Below are 20,170 nucleotides of genomic sequence, written 5' to 3'. Positions count from 1 at the left end.
GCTCGGTCGGTCGGGGGTTTCTGACTAAATTTATCAGAATTGGTTGCACAGCTCCCGTAAATCTGTTTCTTACTGTTTCAGTCGAGTTATATCTTCACGAAACAGGATCTCCAAATGACCCTCATCAAGACTTCTACTGCTGCCGCCGCGCTGATGTCGCTGGCGCTGCCCGCGCTGGCCGATGGCGAGCTGAACCTCTACTCCTCGCGTCACTATGACACCGATGAGCGGCTCTACACCGACTTCACCGAAGCCACCGGCATCAACATCAACCGCATCGAAGGCAAGGCCGACGAACTGCTGGCCCGTATGGAAGCCGAAGGCGCGAACTCCCCTGCCGACGTGCTGCTTACAGTAGACACCAGCCGGCTGAAGCGTGCGAAAGACATGGGTCTTCTGCAGTCGATCGAGAGCGACACGCTCGAAGAGCGCATCCCCGGCAATCTGCAGGACCACGACAACCAGTGGTTCGGCCTGTCCCAGCGTGCGCGGATCATCTTTTATAACAAAGAAGCGCTCGACAACCCGCCCGCGACCTACATGGACCTCGCCGATCCGGCTTACAAAGGTCAGGTCTGCATCCGCTCCTCGACCAACACCTATAACCAGACCCTGCTGGCCGCCATCGTAACACACGAGGGCGAAGAAGCCGCGACCGAATGGGCGCAGGGCGTGGTCGACAACATGGCGCGTGCGCCGCAGGGCGGGGATACCGACCAGCTGCGCGGCATCGTCTCGGGTGAATGCGATATTGCGGTCTCCAACAGCTACTACTTCGCCCGCGCGATCCGCACCGATGTGGACGGCGTTTCGGCTGAAATCGACAAGATCGGCCTGATCTGGCCCGATCAGGACGGCAACGGCGCGCATATGAACCTCTCGGGCGGCGGTGTGGCCAAGAACGCGCCGAACCGTGAGAACGCGGTGAAATTCCTTGAGTATCTCGCCTCCGATCAGGCGCAGCAGTATTTCTCGGCCGGGAATGACGAGTTCCCGACGGTGGAAGGTGTTGAGCTGGCGGACAGCGTGAAGCAGTTGGGTGAGTTCAAGGCCGATGAGGTGAACCTGTCGGATGTGGCCGAGAACATCGGCACTGCGCAGAAGATCTTTAATACGGTTGGTTGGGAATAATTCCTGCTAGCGAATGATGTGAAAGGCGGACCTTCGGGTCCGCCTTTTTTTTGCGCTGCGGTTTCTATCGAGCGCCCCGCCCGTGGGCACCACAGGCATCGCCCTCCCTCCCCCCGGAGGGCGATTTTGCAACGTCGCCTCATAACGCAGCACTAGCGTCCTTTGCTGATATCATTTCGAAAATTGAACTTACGATCGCCCACCAGGGAGGGCGCTGCCCTCAACGCTAGCTACCAATGCCACCCCAGCCCGGAATCAAGCCGCAGGCGCCGGGCCATCGCCTGCCCGTCCCGTCACGCCAAAGGCGTGCCGAACAATAATGGTGCACCTTTGGTGCGACGGGGAGACGATTTGGTGAAGCTTGGTGGAAGTCAGAAAATTCGCGCCAAGGCTGCACCATGAAAGGGGCACGAAGCAGCGTAAGGATCGCCACCCCAAGGGCAAGCGCTGGCCCTCGTCTCTACCGCTGACGCCCCACCTGCCGACAGATCAGGATCACCGGCAGCAGCCCCATCGCCACGATCACCAAACTCGGCACCGCCGCCCCATTCAGCCGCTCATCACTCGCCAACCGATAGGCCTGCACCGCCAGCGTATCATAGTTAAACGGCCGCATGATCAGTGTCGCGGGCAGTTCCTTCATCACATCGACAAAAACGATCAACAGCGCCGTCAGCAAACTCGGCGCAAGGATCGGCAGGTGCACCCGCCGCAACGTCCCCAAAGGCGTCTGCCCCAGCGACCGGGCGGCGGCGTCCATATTGGCATGCACCATCGACTGCCCGCCCTCATACGCACCAAGCGCCGCCGCCAAAAAGCGCACCAGATAAGCCAGCACCAACAGCCAGATCGATCCGGTGATCAGCAACCCGGTGGAGATATCAAACGTCTCGCGCATCCAAGCATCCAGCGCATTGTCAAAGGCCGCGAAGGGCACCAGCAGGCCCACGGCAATCACCCCGCCCGGCACCGCATAGCCCAACCGCGCCACGTAAGCCGCACTCTGCGAGACCCGCCCGGGCCGCAGCCGCCGAAAGAACCCAACGCTGATCGCCGCCAAAACCGTCAACACCGCCGCCACGCCTGCCAACGTCACCGAATTGCGCATGAACCCAAGGTAGCGCGGGCTAAACAGGCTTTGCTCCGACTCCATCCCCATCGTCACCAGAATAACCACCGGCAGCACCGCGCCAAAGAGTACCGGCACGCCGCAGAGCACGATCGCCGCCGCCGCTTGCCAGCCTTTCAACTCCGAAGGCGGTGCCGACTGCGTCCGCCGGGCCGGGTCATGGTATTTCGCCTTGCCCCGTTGCGCCCGCTCCAGCATCGCCAGCAGCAGCGCAAAGCTCAGCAGACACAGCGCCAGCTGCGCGGCGGCGGCGCGGTCGAACATCGAAAACCAACTGGTGTAGATGCCTGTGGCAAAGGTTTGGACGCCGAAATAGGCCACGGTGCCGAAATCCGCGATGGTCTCCATCACCGCCAGCAAGACGCCGCCCGCGATGGCGGGGCGGGCGAGCGGCAGGCTGACTTTGAAAAATGCGGCCCAAGCGCTGGAGCCAAGGGCGCGCGCGGCCAAAAAGGTCGTGCCGCTTTGCTGCAAAAACGCGGCGCGGGCGAGCAGGTAGACGTAAGGATAAAGCACCAACACCAGCATCGCGGCAGCGCCACCAAGTGAGCGGATCTCGGGGAACCAATACTCACGCGGCCCCCAGCCCGTCACATCGCGCAGGGTCGCTTGGACAATGCCGGGGTGATCCAGCACATGGGTATAGGCATAGGCCAGCACATAGGCCGGAAAGGCCAGCGGCAGGACCAGTGCGATCTCCAAGACCTTGGCGCCGGGAAAGCGGGTCATGGTGACCAGCCAAGCCGCGCCGACTCCGATAGCAAAGGTGCCCGCCGAGACCAGCAGCACCAGCAAGAGCGTCGTGACCGTATAGCGGCCCAGCACCGTCTCAATCAGATGCTGCACCGTCTCCGTCCCGCCGCTCAGCGCAGCGATCAGCACGGCCAGCATCGGCAGCGCGCAGCAGGTGGCCACGGTCAGCGCCACGGCAGAGAGGGCGCGCAGCCCGTCGCGGGCGCGGGGCGGTTGGGTGGTGTCGGTGGGGGCAGCGTTCAGCGTCATAGACCCTATTTCGACCATTTCACTCGGAAATGCCAGAGGGCGCGACGTAGCGCCTCAGTCGTAGCTGCGCTGGTCCTCAATCACCAAACCGTCGCGGGGCAAAGAACCGGGGGAGACCAGTTCGACGCGACCCTTGAGTTTCAAGAGATCGGCCACGGATTGCGCGTAGCTGTCCTTGTCCGCGCCCGTGGTTTCTATCTGCACCGTCATCACATCCGCCTCGCCCTCGCGGCTGGCGATGACGCGGGCCTTTTCGATCTCGTCGTGCTGCGCGACCAGGGCCGCCACCTGTTCGGGGCGAACAAACATGCCTTTGATCTTGGTGGTTTGATCGGCGCGGCCCATCCAGCCTTTGATGCGCATGTTGGTGCGGCCACAGGGGCTTTCGCCTTCGAGGACCGCACTCAGATCGCCGGTGGCAAAGCGGATCAGCGGGTAGTCGGGGTTCAACGTGGTCACAACAACTTCACCGACTTCACCGGGGGCGACCGGAATGCCGGTGCCGGGAGTGACGATCTCGACAATGACCTTCTCGTCAACGATCAACCCCTCCATCGCCGGGCTTTCATAAGCGATATTGCCCAGATCAGCCGTGGCGTAGGATTGCAGGCAGGTGATGCCGCGCTCTTGGTAATAGGCGCGCAGACTGGGGAACAGCGCACCGCCGCCGACGGCGGCCTTGGTGATCTTCAACTCGACCCCCATGGCGTCGGCTTTTTCCAAAATCACCTTGAGGTAATCCGGCGTGCCCGCATAGGCGGTCGATCCCACATCCCGCGCAGCGGTGACCTGAAGCTCGGTCTGGCCGGTGCCAGCGGGCAGCACGGTGGCCCCCACGGCCCGCGCGCCGGACTCAAAGATCATGCCCGCAGGGGTCAGGTGGTAGCCAAAGCAGTTGTGCACCACGTCGCCCGCGCCGATGCCCGCCGCATGCAGGAAACGCCCCATGCGCCACCAATCGGGCGCGTTGCTCGACGGCTCATAGATCGGGCCGGGGGATTGGAAGACATGGGAGAACTCGGTCACCGGCTTGGTGGTGAAGCCGCCAAAGGGGGCGTGGCCCGCCTGCGCCTTGCCTAGCTTCGATTTGCGCAAGACCGGCAGATCGGCCAGCGCCATAGCGGAAGTGATCTGTGCCGCATCCACGCCCTTGAGCGTCTCGCCATAGCCCGGCAAAGCCTGTGCGCGGGCGATCTGCTCGGGCAATGCCTTTGCCAGATCAGCGGCACGCGCCTCGGCGCTGCGGGTTTCCAGATCGTCGAAATGGGGCTTGGTCAGCATCCCTGTCACTTTCCTGCTATGGCAAGACTGGAGAGGGCATAGGCCCGCTCGATCTCGCATCTTTGGTCTTTGTCGGTCTCGGGCGGTTAGCTCAGCCAGCGTTTGCGGCGGCGGTAGCTGCGCACGTCGCGGAAGCTCTTGCGGCCTTCGTCGGACATGCCGAGGTAGAATTCTTTGACGTCTTGGTTCTCGCGCAGGTCCTTGGCGGGGCCGTCCATCACCACGCGGCCCGATTCCAGAATGTAGCCGTAATGCGCGAAACGCAGGGCCACGTTGGTGTTCTGCTCGGCCAGCAGGAAGGTCACGCCTTCCTTCTCGTTCACCGATTTCACGATCTCGAAAATCTGCTCAACAAGCTGCGGGGCCAGACCCATCGAGGGCTCGTCCAAGAGGATCGTCTCGGGCCGGGACATCAACGCGCGGCCAATGGCGCACATCTGCTGCTCACCGCCCGAGGTATAGCCGGCCTGCGAACGGCGGCGCTCTTTCAGGCGGGGGAAATAATCATAAACCATCTCAAGATCACGCTGGATCGCGGCATTGCCGTCGGCGCGAGTATAGGCGCCCGTCAGCAGGTTCTCTTCGATGGTGAGGTGCTCAAAACAGTGGCGGCCTTCCATGACCTGCACGACACCCTTTTTCACGGTCTCCGCAGGGTCTTGGTGCTGAATCGGGCTGTTGCGATACTTGATCGAACCCTTGGTGACCTCGCCGCGCTCTGAGGCCAGCAGGCCGGAGATTGCCTTGAGCGTCGTCGTCTTGCCCGCGCCGTTGCCGCCCAGAAGCGCGGTGATGCCGCCTTTGGGCACGTTCAGGCTGACGCCCTTCAGCACGAGGATGACGTGGTTGTAGATCACCTCGATATTGTTGACCTCAAGCAGGTTTTCGACTGCGACGTCATTGGTGTTGGCAGCATCCAGCATGGGGAAGGACCTTTCTTGGGGCTTAGGTAAGTCCCCGGCCACCCAATGAGGGGCAGCCGGGAGCAGGGGTCTTAGCAGTTGCCTTCGATGGCGTTTTCATCCGCGTAGGCTTTGCTGTCTTCGTCGATCAACGGCTGGATCACGTCTTGGTCGGACTGCATAAAGTCCGAGACGAGGTTCCATTCCTTGGCTTCCGCATCCCACTGGGTCACGGCCACAAAGCCCTCACCACCGTGGTTGTCACAGGAGACAGAGAACTCGGGGCCGAAGTCCGGCAGGCCGAGGGCCGCCATCTTCTCTTCGGTGATCTCAAGCTGCTCCATCCCGTCGCGCATCTGGCCGCCGGTGATGTCGGTCACACCGTGGATTTCCTGCGCGGTGCGGGCAGCTTCGGCCACCAGCATCGCGGCATAGATACCACGGTTATAAAGCACCGTGCCAACCTGGTCGCCTGCGCCTGCGGTCTTGCCCGTGTCGATGACGTGTTTTTTCAGATCGTCATAGAGCGGATAGTCGGAGCCAACGTTGTGGAAGGTCAGCGCCTTGTAGCCGTCAGCCTTGGCACCTGCCGACAGAACGTCGTTTTCGGAACCGGACCACCAGATGCCGATGAACTTGTCCATCGGGAAACGGATGTTCGCAGCTTCCTGAACCGCAACCTGGTTCATGACGCCCCAGCCATACATGATGACATAGTCAGGCTTGTCGCGGCGGATTTGCAGCCACTGGGACTTCTGCTCCTGACCGGGGTGGTCGACAGGCACTTCTTTCAGCTCGAAACCGTGCTTTTCGCTCAGCTCTTGCAGGGTGCGGATCGGCTCCTTGCCATAGGCAGAGTTGTGGTACACGAGGGCGATCTTCTTGCCCTCAAGGCTGCCGCCCTCCTGCTCCATGATGTGCTTGATCGCGACCGAAGCGCCATCCCAGTAGTTGGCCGGGAAGTTGAATACATGGCTGAAGACATTGCCGTTCTTGGCCGAAGTACGGCCCAGACCGGAGGTCAGCATCGGAATGTCATCGGCAGTGACTTTGGGAATCAACTGGTAAGTGATGCCGGTCGAGAGCGGCTGATAAACCAACGCGCCTTCGCCCTTGGTCGACTCGTAGCATTCCACACCTTTTTCGGTGTTATAGGCGGTTTCGCATTCCGGCACGCGGATGGTCTCGCCGCCGATGCCGCCGTCACGCTCGTTCAGCAGCGTGAAGTAATCGGCATAGCCGTCAGCAAAGGGGATGCCCCCTGCGGCATACGGCCCGGTGCGGTAGCTCAGCGATGGAAAGACAAGGTCTGCCATCACGGGGCTTGCGGCCATCAGGCCTGCGACGGCCAGTGTTCCCAGTTTATATTTCATCGGTGTTTCCTCCCTTGGATTGTCCGACTTGGGTTATGGGCCGGGTTTCCTCCCCCCGCCTCAATTCTTATGGCCCCCGCTTAGTGCGGGAAGGGCCACAATCTCAGTTTCTCTTTGGCAACGCGCCAGAGTTGGGCGAGGCCATGCGGCTCTGCGATCAGGAAGATGATGATCAACCCGCCGACGATCACCAGCTGCAAATGCGCCACGATGTCCGTGGGCCAGCCGAGCCAGTCGACGCCCACGATTTTGAGCAAGACCGGCAGCAGCACAAGGAACGCCGCCCCGGCAAAGCTGCCAAAGATGCTGCCCAAGCCGCCGATGATGATCATGAAGAGCACCAAGAAGCTTTTCTGGATGCCAAAGGCTTCGCCTACTTCGACAGCGCCAAGATAGATCGAAAAGAACAGTGCGCCGGAGATGCCGATGAAGAAAGAACTCACCGCAAAAGCCGTCAATTTGGCACGCAGCGGGTTCACACCGATGATCTCAGCCGCGATGTCCATGTCGCGGATCGCCATCCATTTACGGCCCACCGAGCCGCGCGTCAGGTTGCGCGCCACCAGTGCCGAGCCCACGGTGAAGATCAGGCAGAACATATAGGTCGCCCAAGCGTCGGTATTGGGGCCGGTGATCAGGATGCCGAAAGTGTCGCGCTCAGGGGCGCTGATCTGGCCCGAAGCGGAGTAGTTGTAGAACCACGGCACCCGGTTGAAGAGCCAGACAAGGAAGAACTGCGCCGCCAGCGTCGCCACGGCGAGGTAGAAACCCTTGATCCGCAACGACGGCAGGCCAAAGAGCGCGCCCACGGCGGCAGTGATGACCCCGGCGAGCAGGATGTGGATGAACATGCTGACATCGGGCATCGCCGTCATCAGCTTGTAGCAGGCATAGGCCCCCACCGCCATGAAACCGCCAGTGCCAAGGCTGACCTGCCCGCAATAACCCACGAGGATGTTCAGCCCGATCGCGGCGATGGCGTAGATCAGGAAGGGCAGGAACAGCGAGTTCACCCAATAGTCATTGACCATAAAAGGAATGACAAAGATCGCGACGAACAGCACCAGATAGTAGCGATACCGGTCGAATTTGATCGGGAAGGTCTGCTGGTCTTGGGCGTAGGACGTGTTGAAATCGCCCGCTTCACGATAGAACATTAGACAGATTTCCCTTCTGCGATAGTCATTTGCACCGTCCCGTAGGGTGCGCGCTCGTCGCGCACCGCGCCTGGCTCAAAGCCCGTATCAAACCCGTTCAATGATCTTCTCCCCAAACAGGCCCTGCGGGCGGAAGACGAGGAAGACCAGCGCCAGCATATAGGCGAACCAGTTCTCGGTCGCGCCACCAAGGAAGGGGGCGCCGATCAGGAATTCAAAGAGTTTCTCGCCCACACCGATGATCAGCCCGCCGACAATCGCGCCGGGGATCGAGGTGAAGCCGCCCAGCATCAGCACCGGCAGCGCTTTGAGCGCGATCAGCGACAGCGAGAACTGCACACCCGATTTGGCGCCCCACATGATGCCCGCAACCAGCGCGACGAAACCCGCCAGCGACCAGACCAAGATCCAGATGAAGTTCAGCGAGACACCAACCGACAATGCGGCCTGGTGGTCATCCGCCACAGCCCGCATGGCGCGGCCCTGTTTGGTGTATTGCGCAAACATCACCAGCCCGATCACAAGGATCGCCGCGACGATGGAGGCCACGATGTCGAGGTTGTCGATGAAAAAGCCATAGCCGGTCGCGTCGAAGGTGAACTCGTCAATCCAGACGTTGATGCCCTGTGGCAGACCGACGTCGAGGGTCTTGATCTCGGACCCCCACATCAGGTCGCCGACGCCTTCGAGGAAATAGGCCAGACCGATGGTTGCCATGAAGAGGATGATCGGCTCTTGCCCCACAAGGTAGCGGAACACGAAACGCTGCACGCAATAGGCCAGCACAATCATCACCACCATGGTCAGCACGATGGCAAGGAAGGCAGGCACATGCCAGCCGAAGTGGTGTACCTCGGTGCCCAGAATGGCGTTGATTAGATGGCTAAAGGGCACCTGCCCTTCCATGATCCCGACCAGCGTCAGCGCGGCAAAAAGCGCCATAACCCCTTGGGCATAGTTGAAAATGCCCGAAGCCTTGTAGATCAGAACAAAGCCAAGGGCGACGAGCGCGTAAAGCACCCCGGCCATCAGCCCGTTCATGAAGACTTCGATTGTAAACGCCAGTTGCTCAGGCATCATTGGCCCTCCCCAAAGTCAGAACGGCTGTGTCAGTGCGGGTGATTGTGCAGCGCTTAGTCATGGGCCACCCCCAGATAGGCGTCGATCACCTCTTGGTTGTTGCGCACGTCATGGGGCGAGCCGTCACCGATCTTGCGGCCATAATCCATCACGACCACGCGGTCCGACAGGTCCATGACCACGCCCATATCGTGCTCAATCAGCGCGATGGTGGTGCCAAACTCGTCATTCACGTCGAGGATAAAGCGGGACATGTCCTCTTTCTCTTCGACGTTCATCCCCGCCATCGGCTCGTCGAGCAGCAGGATCGTCGGCTCGGCAGCCAAGGCGCGGGCCAGCTCAACACGCTTCTTCAGACCGTAGGGCAGCCGCGCCACGGGCGTCTTGCGGATCGCTTGGATTTCCAGAAAGTCGATGACCTTCTCGGCAATCTCGCGGTTCTCGACCTCTTCGCGCTCGGCCTTACCCTTCCACAGCGACTGCGCCAGCAGCCCCGATTTCATCTGCGTCAGACGGCCCGTCATCACGTTGTCGAGCACCGACATGCCTTCAAAAAGCGCGATGTTCTGGAACGTCCGGGCGATGCCCTGCTGCGCGACCTGATAGGGTTTCATCGGCGGACGCTGCGCGCCCTTGTACCAAACTTCACCCTCTTGCGGGACGTAGAAGCCACTGATCACATTGAGCATTGAGGACTTACCCGCCCCGTTTGGCCCGATGATCGCACGGATCTCACCCTCGCGGATGTCAAAGGAAATGTCCTTGATCGCTTCCACACCACCGAAACGCAGGGTGATGTTCTTCATCTCCATCACCGTCGGGCCGATGGTGCGGCCGTCGTCGGTGACATAGCTGTCAGCCTGATCTTTCACGCTGTCCCTTTCCATAGTTCCCGCCTGCCCGGCGCTGGCCGCGCTCATTCCGCTGCCATCTGGTGGCTGGTCGGCTGCACGGCGGCATCGCGAATTTCGAGCGTCGCCTTGATCGAGCCTTTACGGCCATCCTCATAGGTCACTTCCGTTTCCGTGCTGACCTGTTTGGAGCCGTCATAGAGCGCGGTGATGATGTCGGCGTATTTCTCTTCGATGATCTTGCGGCGCACTTTGCGGGTGCGGGTCAATTCGCCATCGTCGGCGTCCAACTCTTTGTGCAGCACGACAAAGCGGTGCACCTGACAGCCCGAGAGCATCTCGTCTTCGGCGACCGAACGGTTCACCTCCTCCACATGGCTTTGGATCGTGTCCATCACCTGCGGATGCCGCGCCAATTCTTGATAGGAGGCATAACCGATGTTGTTGCGCTCGGCCCAGTTGCCCACCGCCGTGAGGTCGATGTTGATGAACGCCGTGCATTCGCTGCGTTTGTTGCCAAAGACCACGGCCTCGAGAACATTGGGAAAGAACTTCAGCTTGTTCTCCACGTATTTCGGCGCAAAGAGCCGCCCGTCCGCCATTTGGCCCACGTCCTTGGCGCGGTCGATGATGCGCAGGTGGCCGGAGCCCTCCTCGATAAAGCCCGCGTCGCCGGTCGCGACCCAGCCCTCGGCATCCTTGGTGTCGGCGGTGCTTTCGGGGTTCTTGTAATATTCCACAAAGACGCCGGGCGAGCGGTAGAAGACCTCGCCATTGTCCGCGATCTTCAACTCCACACCGGGGCAGGTTACGCCCACGGTGTCGCTGCGCACCTCGCCATCGGGCTGTGCGGTGATGAAGACTGTTGCTTCGGTCTGGCCGTAGAGCTGTTTCAGGTTGATGCCGAGCGAGCGGTAGAAATCGAAAATCTCCGGCCCAATCGCCTCCCCGGCGGTATAGCCCACCCGCACGCGGGAGAAGCCCAGCGTGTTTTTCAGCGGGCCATAGATCATCAACTCGCCAAGCGCATATTTCGCGCGGTCCCAAGCCGAGACCTTCTTGCCGTCCAGAATGGCAGGCCCGACCTTGCGGGCATGGGCCATGAACTTGTCGAAAAGCCATTTCTTGAACCGGCTTGCGTCTTCCATGCGGATCATGACGCTGGTCAGCTGCGTCTCGAAGACGCGTGGCGGGGCGAAGTAATAGGTCGGCCCGATCTCACGCAGATCGACATGCATCGTCTCGGCGCTTTCGGGGCAGTTGGTGCAGAACCCAGTCCAGAGCGCTTGGCCGACGGAGAAGATGAAGTCCCCGACCCAAGCCATTGGCAGATAGGCGAGGATCTCGTCGGTGCGCTTGAGGTTGTCGAATTCCGACGAAGACTTCGCCGTCTCGATCACGTTGCGGTTGCTGAGCACCACGCCCTTCGGCTTGCCGGTGGTGCCCGAGGTATAAAGCATCACGCCGGTGGAATCGTAATTCAACTTGGCCTGACGGGCTTCCAGTTCCGCGATGTGTTTTTCACGGTTGGCGCGGCCCAATTCCTGCACGGCGCTGTATTGGTCGAGCTTGGAGTGGTCGTATTTGCGCAGACCGCGCGGGTCGAGGTAGATCATCCGCTCAAAGTCGGGCAGCTGCGCCTGCACTTCGATGATTTTGTCGACCTGCTCCTGATCGCCCACCACGGCGATGCGCGCGCCGCAGTGGCCCATGACATAGGCCATCTCTTCGGCATTGGCGTCTTGGTAGAGCGGCACCGGCACGGCCCCGGCCATTTCAGCGGCAATCATCGCCCAGTAGAGATAGGGCCGGTTGCGGCCAATGACGGCGACGAAATCGCCCTCATCCAGCCCCAACTCCAGAAACCCGAGTGCCAGCGCCTCAACCTCGTCGCGGGTCTGCGACCAGGTCCAGCTTTGCCAAATCCCGTATTCCTTCTCCCGATAGGCGGGGGCGTTTGCGAATTCACTTGCGTTGCGATGCAACAGCGCCGGCACGGACTGAGGTCCGTCGGCACGCGTCAGCGGCTTGGCCAAATTGTCTTCCTCCCATGCCCGCCCTCCTCGGCGGGGTCGATCGCTTGTGCGATTCTTCGATCACACGAGTGACGTTGTCTTAGGTGTGGAGGTCAACTTTTTCCTGATCTTTTCTCAATCCTAACGAATTGTTACAAGCGCCGCCGCTGACGCGGAGCCTAGGTTAATCGATCCCGTTGGCGCGCTGCACCTCGCGTACATAGGTCACGATGGCTTTGACCTCGGCGGGGGTGATCCCCTCGACTGGAGGCATATTGCCAAAGGACCAATGGTGCTGCCGCACCCCATTGCTGGCAGCAACCATAAAGGCGCCATCGCCATGGTGGCTGGGCTCGTAGATCTTGTGGATCAGCGGAGGGCCGTTGCCTTCGCGCCCTGCGGCATTGTCACCATGACAGGCCGAACATTTCGCCTCAAAAGCTCGCTGGCCCAGCTGGGCCTGTTCGCTCAGCGTCTCTGGCAAGGTCACCGCCACCATCGCCGCGCCTTCCGCGACCGGCGCTGCGGCCTCATCCTCCGCGCTGCCCCACCAGATATATCCGGCCACCAGTGCCACAGCTGCCACTGCCGCTATGCCGATCGTCTTTTGCATGTCATGCCCTTGTCCTTAGTTGCCGCCTGCCTCTGCCCCCTTCCTGCGCAAGAAGGTCAAGCGCGAATGTCCGGCCCCTCTTTGCCTTTGCGCCCGGTGGTGCTAGCCCTTGCATCAAAGGATGCCGATGCAGATCAGTGACGACCAAAACAAAGCCCTGACCACCGCCGGTCTGAACCTGATTGCTCAGGCCCTGACGATTTACGACAGCGATCTGCGCCTCGCGGTCTGCAATGCGCCGTTCCAATCCATGTTCGACCTGCCCGATGCGCTGGTCACCCCCGGCGCGCCTTTTGAGGACACCATCCGCCACCTCGCCCAAACCGGCGAATATGGCGAGGTCACGGATGTCGATGCCTTTGTCGCCGAGCGCGTCGAGCAGGCCCGTGCCTTTGTGCCGCATTACATGGAGCGCACCCGCGCCAATGGCCGCACCATCAGCGTCGAAGGCTCGCCCCTGCCCCAAGGGGGCTGGGTTACCGTCTATACTGACATCACCACCACCAAACGCCAAGAGGCCCTCTTGCGGGCGCGTTCGGACGCGTTGAGCGATCAGGTCCTGTCTCACGCTGAACAGCTTGCCGCGACGAACCGCCAGTTGGAGGCGACGGTCACCGCACTGGAAGAAGCGAAACGGCAGGTGACGGAAAGCGAAGCGCGCACAAGGCTCACGACCGAAATGATGCCCGCGCATATCGCCCATGTCGATGAGAACGGCCACTACATCTACTCCAACCGCCGCCTCAGCAGCGTGATGCCCGGACGGCCAAGCAATATCATGGGCCTGCATATCCGCAAAGCTCTGGGTGGAGCGGCCTATGCCCGCATTAAACCGGCGCTGACCCAAGCCTATGCTGGTGAGCCAGCCGTGGTGGAGTTCACCCATGACGCCTCGGCCCGCCGCATTCGCGGGGCCTTTACCCCCGATGGGCGCGGCGGGGTTTATATCCTGTCGATGGATATTACCGAGGAAACCCAAACGCGCGTTGCCCTACAACAAACGCTAAAGCGTGAGATGGCCTCGCGGATGATCTCCGGCCTCGCGCATGATTTCTCGAACCTGCTGACGATCATCCTTGGCATGCAATCGAAACTGGCACGCCTGCCGCAGCTGCCGGTCCAAGCGAATGAACTGGTCGAAGGCACGCTTGCAGCCGCGCGTCGCGGGGGCGCATTGCTCAGTTCGATTGCTGATGTGACCGAACCCCGTGCCCTGCGTCCTACCGCCACCGATTTGGCGGAACTGCTAAACGAATTGGCCACCCTCGCCGCCCCAACCCTGCCGCCAAAATGCGAACTGGTTGTGCAGAATGAGGCGCCCGAGGGCATGGTTCTCCTAGACAAGGGGCGAGTACAGGACGCTCTGCTGAACCTCATTCTCAACGCCCGCGACGCCTGCGGGGCGTCAGGCCAGATCGCCTTGACGCAACGCCGGGTGCATGACATCTGGATCGAATGGGTGATCGCAGACACCGGCCCCGGCTTCTCGCCTTCGGCACTGGAACGTGGTGTTGATCCGTTTTTCACCACCAAGGGCAGTGAAGGCTCCGGCCTTGGCCTGTCGATGGTCTATGATATGACCAAATCTGCGGGCGGCGATCTGCGCCTGTGCAACGCACCCGAAGGCGGCGCGCAGATCACCCTGCGCCTGCCCTACCGCGCCGCGGTCCCTGCCACGACCGGTCTGGTGCTGCTGGTCGAAGACACCACCGACATCCGCGCCGTGGTGCGTGACATGTTGATGGATATGGGCCATTCGGTGATCGAAGCGACCAGCGCCGATGAAGCCACCGCCCTGATCGCGGACCTGCCCGACATCACGCTGGTGCTGTCTGACATCCAACTCACCGGCGAAGCCACTGGCATCGACCTTGCCGGCCGCGTTGGCAACAGCTTGCCGTTGCTCCTGATGACCTCCCTGCCCGCCGATCACCCGCTGTTTCTTGAGGCCCAGACCCTCGCCCCGGTGCTGCGCAAACCCTTTGACAAGTCGGACCTGCAATCCCTCATCACCCCGCTGAAAGCCACCTCTCTATGAGCCAAGACACCACCCCGCGCCCGCTTGTCACCATCCTCGATGACGAGCCCGAAATCCGCAGCATGCTGTCGGATACGCTTGAGGAGGCCGGCTTCGACACGCTCAGCTTTGGCCGCGCCCGCGCCTTTGAAGCCGCGTTGGCGACGCACACCCCCGACGTCTGCCTTGTCGATCTCAGCCTGCCCGATACCGACGGGCTAACGCTGGTGCACCGGCTGGCGCTGGAACAAGGCGCGATTGTTATTATCATCTCAGGCCGCGCACAGGTCCAAGACCGGGTCACCGGGCTGGAACTGGGCGCTGACGACTACATCATCAAACCCTTTGACCCCGCCGAAGTCGTCGCCCGCATCCGCGCCCGTCTGCGCAGCGCCAAACCCACACCGCAGGCCGGCATGACCGCTCGGTTCAATGGCTGGACCGCCCATTTCGACCGCTATGTCCTACAAGACGCGGCAGGGAACGAGGTCACCTTCTCGCATGCCGAGGGCGAGGTGCTGCGGCTCTTCCTCGACGCGCCCAAACGCCTCATCAGCCGCGCGCAGATGCAAGAAAGCTTGGGCGGCGTGGCCTCAGAAAGCTTTGACCGCGCGATGGACGTGCGCATCTCGCGGCTGCGCACGAAACTGGGCGAAGACCCAAAGAACCCGCAACTGATCAAAACGATCTATGGCGCGGGATATATCTTTCTCGGCGATGTGGCGTGGGACTAGGCGGCGCTCAAAGCGCCGCCACCGCCTCTGCCAAAACCTTGACCCCGGCCACGAGATCATCCTCGCCCGTGTCTTCCTCAAAGGCATGGCTGATCCCGTTGATCGATGGCACGAAGAGCATCGCCACCGGCATCAGCCGCGCCACATTGGTCGCGTCATGCAAAGCGCCCGACGGCATCTTGCGCCACTTGCCCGGCGCGACCACGTCGGCCCCCTGCGCCAAGGCATCCCGCAACCGCGCATCCATCGCCACCGGTTCAAGCCCCAGCATCGTGCTATAGGACAGCTCCATCCCGCGGGACTTCGCCACCTCATCCGCTGTCTCGCGAATGATCTCCTCCATCCGCGCCAGACGGTCACTGTCGCCGTCCCGCCATTGCATGGAAAACACCGCTTTGCCCGGCACAATCGACGAGGCATTGGGGTGCAGACTGACATGCCCAATGGTCCAAACCGTGGTCGGCGTCACCACATTGCGCAGTCGGTCATTCAGCAGCGTGTTGAACTCCGACACCGCCTGAAACGCATCCTTACGCACCTGCATCGGCGTAGTGCCAGCGTGGTTCTGCTGGCCCTTGAAGGTTACTTTCATGTCCCGGATGCCGACAATGTCACTGACCACACCGATCTGCTCGCCACTATCGTCCAGCGTCGGCCCTTGCTCGATGTGCAACTCGATATACCCGGTGAACTGGCTCGGATCGACCGGACCGGTGACCATATCCCCCATAGCCTTACGCGCCTCACCCAAAGGCACGCCCGCGTCATCCTCTAGGGCATCCGCCGCATCCTGATCCAACTGCCCCGACCAAACCGCCGACCCGGTGGTCACACCAAATCGCCCCTCTTCGTCCTGAAAGGACACGACAGAGACCGCAGGCCCACCAGCCTCCTGCGCCGCCCGCGCCACTTCCAGCGCCGCGATCACGCCCAAAGCCCCATCAAGCCAGCCGCCCTCAGGCTGGCTGTCAGAATGCGACCCCATCAGGATCGACGGCCCATCCGCCAAACCAAAAAGGTTGCCCATCGCATCCATCTCAACCCGCAGCCCCGCCGCGCGCATGCGACCGGCGATCCATGCCCGCCCCTCAATATCAGCCTCGGAATAGGCCGGACGCACCACGCCCTTACCCACGCCAGCCGCGCCAATCGCGCGCAAATCGTGCAAGTCTTTCAAAAACCGCGCCGCATCAATCTTCATGTCTTTTCTCTTTCTGGTTCCAAATACTTCAGGGAGTTTGAGGGACAGCGTCCCTCATCCCCTCAAAATCATGCGCGCCGCAGGCGCTCCTTTATCCGCCGGTCATTCCGCCGCAACTGGTGCCGCCTCAACCTTCACCGCCGAGAACTTAAACTCCGGGATCTTGCCAAAAGGATCAACCGCCGGGTTGGTCAAGATATTCGCCGCCGCCTCGACATAGGCAAAGGGCAAGAACACCATATCCGGCGCCACGGCGCGATCCTCGCGCGCCATGATCTCAATACTGCCGCGTTTGGTGCTCAGCCGCACCTGCCCGCCCGGGGAGACCCCAAGCCGCCGCAACGTCGAGGGGTGCAGCGAGCAATTCGCCTCCGGCTCCAGCCCATCCAAAACCTTGGAGCGCCGCGTCATCGAGCCAGTGTGCCAATGCTCCAACTGCCGCCCCGTGGTCAGGATCATCGGATAGGCGGCATCGGGCACATCATCAGGTGCCACGATCGCGGCGGGCGTGAACTTTGCCCGCCCCTCGGGCCGGGGGAAACCGTCGCCAAAGACAATCGCCTGCCCCGGGTCAGTCTCACTCAGCGACGGGTAGGTCACCGCATTCTCACGCGCCAGACGGTCCCATGTGATGTTGTCGAGCGAAGCCATGTTGCGCTTCATCTCGGCAAAGACCTCCGCCGGGCTCTCATAGTCCCAGCCCAGCCCCAGCCGTTTGGCCAGTTCGACCTCGATCCACCAATCCTCGCGTGCTTCTCCGGGGGGCGTCACCGCGGCACGGCCCATTTGCACCTGTCGGTTGGTGTTGGTCACGGTGCCAGACTTCTCGGCAAAAGCACTCGCAGGCAAGATCACGTCCGCATAGTTCGCCGTTTCGGTCAGGAAGATATCCTGCACCACCAGATGGTCGAGCTTTGCCAGCGCATCACGGGCATGGTCCACGTCGGGGTCCGACATCGCCGGGTTTTCGCCCAGCACATACATCGCCTTGATGTCACCGTCGTGCACCGCATCCATGATCTCGGTCACGGTCAGCCCCTTTTCGGCGCTGAAATCCTCGCTGCCCCAGAGCTCGGTGAAGGCCGAACGCACGCCGTCGTCCTCAACCGGTTGATAGTCAGGCAAAAACATCGGGATCAGCCCCGCATCCGACGCGCCCTGCACGTTGTTCTGCCCGCGCAGCGGATGCAGCCCGGTGCCGGGGCGGCCAACATGGCCCGTCATCAGCGCAAGGGAAATCAGGCAGCGCGAATTGTCGGTGCCGTGGATATGCTGCGACACACCCATGCCCCAGAAGATCATCCCCGCTTTGGCCCCGGCAAAGGTCCGGGCAACGTCGCGCAGCACTTCGGCCTCAATGCCGCACACGGCGGCCATCTTCTCGGGGCTGAAATCTTTTAAATGCGCCTTCTCGGCCTCCCAATTCTCGGTATAGGCTTTGATATATTGCTCGTCATAAAGCCCTTCCTCAACGATCACATGCATGATCGCGTTGAGCATCGCCACATCGGTGCCGGGGCGGAACTGTAGCATATGCGACGCGAACCGCCGCAGACCCACGCCGCGCGGATCCATGACGATGAGCTTGCCGCCGCGTTTAGTGAATTGTTTGAAGTAGGTCGCGGCAACGGGATGGTTCTCGACCGGGTTCGCGCCGATGATGATCGCCACATCGGCGTTTTCGATCTCGTTGAACGTCGCCGTTACCGCGCCCGATCCGACATTCTCCATCAAGGCCGCGACCGATGACGCATGGCACAGCCGCGTACAGTGATCGACGTTGTTGTGGCCGAAACCCTGCCGGATCATCTTCTGAAACAGATAGGCTTCTTCATTGGTGCATTTGGCGCTGCCAAAGCCCGCAACCTCGCGCCCGCGCCCCTTGAGACCCTGCGCGGCAAAGTCCAGCGCCTCGTCCCATGACGCCTCACGAAAAACCTCGCCCCAGTTGCCGGGATCGACGTTCAGGCCCTTGGCGGGCGCATCGTCGCGACGGATCAGCGGTTTGGTCAGCCGGTGATCGTGATGGATATAGTCAAAGCCGAAACGCCCTTTGACGCAGAGCCGCCCTTCATTAGCGGGGCCGTTGATGCCCTCGACATATTTGACCTTATTGTCCTTTACCTTGAGCGAAATCTGGCAGCCGACGCCGCAGAATGGGCAGATGCTGTCGACCTCGCTGTCATAATCCGCAGAGTCTCCTACCTGCGCCTCATCCACCACACTGGCGGGCATCAGCGCGCCGGTGGGGCAGGCCTGAACACATTCGCCGCAGGCCACGCAGGTCGAAGCGCCCATCGGATCATCAATATCAAACACTGGGTAGGCATCATGGCCCCGGCCTGCCATGCCGATCACATCGTTGACCTGCACTTCGCGGCAAGCCCGCACACAGAGGTTGCATTGGATACAGGCATCAAGGTTCACGCGCATGGCCACATGGCTGTCGTCCAAGAGCGGGATGCGCTCCTTTTCCAGCGCAGGGAAGCGGCTGGCCTCGACACCACTCTGCGCAGCCATCTCGCGCATGTGGCTGGATTTGTCATGGGCAACCTCTTCCGGAGGCTGGTCGGCCAGCAGTAGCTCCATCACCATCTTGCGGGCGCTCTCAGCGCGGGCATTGTTGGTGGTCACCACCATACCCTCTGCCGGTTCGCGAATGCAGGAAGCCGCCAGCACGCGCTCGCCCTCGATCTCGACCATACAGGCGCGGCAATTGCCGTCGGGGCGGTAGCCGGGAGCGGGTTTGTGGCACAGATGGGGGATCTTGAGGCCGCGGCCATTGGCGACCTCCCAAATGGTCATGCCCGCCTCGGCCTCAACGGCCTGCCCGTCGAGCGTAAATGTAATTGTCCCAGCCATGGCAGCCTCCCCCGCTAACTTGTGGTCAATCTATAAGCAAAACCGGGGGATGTCAGGGGCCATTCCCGACATGCGGGGCCCAAGAAACGCCCTGCATTCGCATTGCGTTTGAATGGTCTGACAAGCTGGCCTATCACTGTGGCGAATAGTGAAAGTTGCTGCATGTCCCACATTACACTGATCCGCCACGGCCAAGCCAATTCGACCGCCAAAGATGAGTTGAGCTACGACAAACTGAGCCCTCTGGGCCACGAGCAGGCCGCTTGGCTGGGCGAGCATCTGCAGGAAAGCGAGAGCTACCACACGCGGCTCTATACCGGCACGCTGACCCGGCATATTGAAACAGCGGAGGCGATGAACACCGGGTTGAAGCCGATCCAAGACCCGCGGCTGAACGAGCTGGAATATTTCACCCTCGCCAATCTCATGGAGCAACAGCACAAGGTGCCTTTCCCCAAACAGGGCGAGTTTGTGCATCATCTGCCCCAAGTCTTTGACTATTGGAAAGCCGGCAAGCTGGCGGACACGCCCGAAACTTATGAATCTTTCGAGAACCGCGTCCAATCTGCGCTGGCCGAAATTGCCGAGGGCGAAGGCCCAGCGCTGGTGGTGACTTCGGGCGGGCTGATCTCGCTCGCTATGGCGCAGGCGATGGGTGTGGGCATCCCGGCGATGGCACGGCTTGCGCTGGCGATCATGCATACTTCGATGCACCGGCTCTTCCCGATCGGCGGCCATTGGTCTCCAGTTCTTTTCAATGCTGTGCCGCATCTTGAACGGCCCGACCGGCGCATCGCCCAAACCCATATGTGATCCAACGAA

The 20,170-nt window shown here is 61.3% G+C and carries 15 protein-coding genes; 4 read left to right on the top strand and 11 right to left on the bottom strand.

Annotated elements, in window-relative coordinates; genetic code table 11:
* The first annotated feature begins 114 nt into the window (after positions 1–114).
* Positions 115–1,131 (top strand): Fe(3+) ABC transporter substrate-binding protein, encoded by a 1,017-nt coding sequence (locus BLS57_RS15795; protein ID WP_093743678.1) that lies wholly within the window; start codon positions 115–117, stop codon positions 1,129–1,131.
* A gap of 460 nt (positions 1,132–1,591) precedes the next feature.
* Here BLS57_RS15795 and BLS57_RS15790 read toward each other — a convergent pair whose 3' ends face one another.
* The 9 genes from BLS57_RS15790 to BLS57_RS15750 form a co-directional block, all read right to left on the bottom strand.
* Positions 1,592–3,151 carry an ABC transporter permease gene (locus BLS57_RS15790; protein ID WP_425274355.1) on the bottom strand — a complete coding sequence of 520 codons (1,560 nt, stop codon included), beginning with the start codon at positions 3,149–3,151 and terminating at the stop codon, positions 1,592–1,594.
* Between the two features lie 165 nt (positions 3,152–3,316).
* On the bottom strand, positions 3,317–4,543 hold the full coding sequence (locus BLS57_RS15785; protein WP_093743676.1) for a phenylacetate--CoA ligase family protein: 1,227 nt from the start codon (positions 4,541–4,543) through the stop codon (positions 3,317–3,319).
* Between the two features lie 86 nt (positions 4,544–4,629).
* On the bottom strand, positions 4,630–5,466 hold the full coding sequence (locus BLS57_RS15780; protein WP_093743675.1) for an ABC transporter ATP-binding protein: 837 nt from the start codon (positions 5,464–5,466) through the stop codon (positions 4,630–4,632).
* Positions 5,467–5,537: 71 nt separating this feature from the next.
* Entirely contained in the window at positions 5,538–6,818 is a 1,281-nt protein-coding gene (locus BLS57_RS15775; RefSeq protein WP_093743674.1) for an ABC transporter substrate-binding protein, read from the bottom strand.
* An 80-nt stretch (positions 6,819–6,898) separates the two neighbouring features.
* Positions 6,899–7,975 carry a branched-chain amino acid ABC transporter permease gene (locus tag BLS57_RS15770; protein ID WP_093743673.1) on the bottom strand — a complete coding sequence of 359 codons (1,077 nt, stop codon included), beginning with the start codon at positions 7,973–7,975 and terminating at the stop codon, positions 6,899–6,901.
* Between the two features lie 87 nt (positions 7,976–8,062).
* A complete protein-coding gene (locus BLS57_RS15765) occupies positions 8,063–9,052 on the bottom strand; it encodes a branched-chain amino acid ABC transporter permease (protein WP_093743699.1) in 990 nt (329 codons plus the stop codon).
* Between the two features lie 56 nt (positions 9,053–9,108).
* A complete protein-coding gene (locus BLS57_RS15760; RefSeq protein ID WP_067942316.1) occupies positions 9,109–9,927 on the bottom strand; it encodes an ABC transporter ATP-binding protein in 819 nt (272 codons plus the stop codon).
* A 44-nt stretch (positions 9,928–9,971) separates the two neighbouring features.
* Positions 9,972–11,942 (bottom strand): AMP-binding protein, encoded by a 1,971-nt coding sequence (locus BLS57_RS15755; protein WP_093743672.1) that lies wholly within the window; start codon positions 11,940–11,942, stop codon positions 9,972–9,974.
* Positions 11,943–12,105: 163 nt separating this feature from the next.
* A complete protein-coding gene (locus BLS57_RS15750; RefSeq protein ID WP_093743671.1) occupies positions 12,106–12,534 on the bottom strand; it encodes a c-type cytochrome in 429 nt (142 codons plus the stop codon).
* A 127-nt stretch (positions 12,535–12,661) separates the two neighbouring features.
* On the opposite strand from BLS57_RS15750, the gene BLS57_RS15745 reads away from it, so the two are divergent.
* Both BLS57_RS15745 and BLS57_RS15740 read left to right on the top strand, forming a co-directional pair.
* Positions 12,662–14,572: a PAS-domain containing protein gene (locus tag BLS57_RS15745; RefSeq protein WP_093743670.1), complete on the top strand. Its 1,911-nt coding sequence runs from the start codon at positions 12,662–12,664 to the stop codon at positions 14,570–14,572.
* On the top strand, positions 14,569–15,285 hold the full coding sequence (locus BLS57_RS15740) for a response regulator transcription factor (protein WP_093743669.1): 717 nt from the start codon (positions 14,569–14,571) through the stop codon (positions 15,283–15,285). The genes BLS57_RS15745 and BLS57_RS15740 overlap by 4 nt, the downstream gene beginning before the upstream one ends.
* Positions 15,286–15,292: 7 nt before the next feature.
* Here BLS57_RS15740 and BLS57_RS15735 read toward each other — a convergent pair whose 3' ends face one another.
* Positions 15,293–16,486, bottom strand: coding sequence for a Zn-dependent hydrolase (locus BLS57_RS15735; protein ID WP_093743668.1), 1,194 nt, complete (start codon positions 16,484–16,486; stop codon positions 15,293–15,295).
* A 102-nt stretch (positions 16,487–16,588) separates the two neighbouring features.
* Positions 16,589–19,348 (bottom strand): formate dehydrogenase subunit alpha, encoded by a 2,760-nt coding sequence (fdhF, locus tag BLS57_RS15730; RefSeq protein WP_093743667.1) that lies wholly within the window; start codon positions 19,346–19,348, stop codon positions 16,589–16,591.
* 162 nt (positions 19,349–19,510) lie between these two features.
* Here fdhF and BLS57_RS15725 point away from each other — a divergent pair, with 162 nt between their 5' ends.
* Positions 19,511–20,161 (top strand): histidine phosphatase family protein, encoded by a 651-nt coding sequence (locus BLS57_RS15725; protein WP_093743666.1) that lies wholly within the window; start codon positions 19,511–19,513, stop codon positions 20,159–20,161.
* The last annotated feature ends 9 nt before the right edge of the window (positions 20,162–20,170 follow it).

Source organism: Sulfitobacter delicatus (assembly GCF_900102535.1).
In the GTDB taxonomy this organism is placed as follows: Bacteria; Pseudomonadota; Alphaproteobacteria; order Rhodobacterales; family Rhodobacteraceae; genus Sulfitobacter; species Sulfitobacter delicatus.
This window is presented reverse-complemented; position numbering and strand designations above follow the sequence as displayed.

Coding starts and splice junctions, on each gene's coding strand:
- BLS57_RS15775 (WP_093743674.1), bottom strand. CDS start 6,818: ATGAAATATAAACTGGGAACACTGGCCGTCGCAGGCCTGATGGCCGCA.
- BLS57_RS15780 (WP_093743675.1), bottom strand. CDS start 5,466: ATGCTGGATGCTGCCAACACCAATGACGTCGCAGTCGAAAACCTGCTT.
- BLS57_RS15725 (WP_093743666.1), top strand. CDS start 19,511: ATGTCCCACATTACACTGATCCGCCACGGCCAAGCCAATTCGACCGCC.
- BLS57_RS15765 (WP_093743699.1), bottom strand. CDS start 9,052: ATGCCTGAGCAACTGGCGTTTACAATCGAAGTCTTCATGAACGGGCTG.
- fdhF (WP_093743667.1), bottom strand. CDS start 19,348: ATGGCTGGGACAATTACATTTACGCTCGACGGGCAGGCCGTTGAGGCC.
- BLS57_RS15785 (WP_093743676.1), bottom strand. CDS start 4,543: ATGCTGACCAAGCCCCATTTCGACGATCTGGAAACCCGCAGCGCCGAG.
- BLS57_RS15790 (WP_425274355.1), bottom strand. CDS start 3,151: ATGCTGGCCGTGCTGATCGCTGCGCTGAGCGGCGGGACGGAGACGGTG.
- BLS57_RS15740 (WP_093743669.1), top strand. CDS start 14,569: ATGAGCCAAGACACCACCCCGCGCCCGCTTGTCACCATCCTCGATGAC.
- BLS57_RS15745 (WP_093743670.1), top strand. CDS start 12,662: ATGCAGATCAGTGACGACCAAAACAAAGCCCTGACCACCGCCGGTCTG.
- BLS57_RS15770 (WP_093743673.1), bottom strand. CDS start 7,975: ATGTTCTATCGTGAAGCGGGCGATTTCAACACGTCCTACGCCCAAGAC.
- BLS57_RS15795 (WP_093743678.1), top strand. CDS start 115: ATGACCCTCATCAAGACTTCTACTGCTGCCGCCGCGCTGATGTCGCTG.
- BLS57_RS15735 (WP_093743668.1), bottom strand. CDS start 16,486: ATGAAGATTGATGCGGCGCGGTTTTTGAAAGACTTGCACGATTTGCGC.
- BLS57_RS15750 (WP_093743671.1), bottom strand. CDS start 12,534: ATGCAAAAGACGATCGGCATAGCGGCAGTGGCAGCTGTGGCACTGGTG.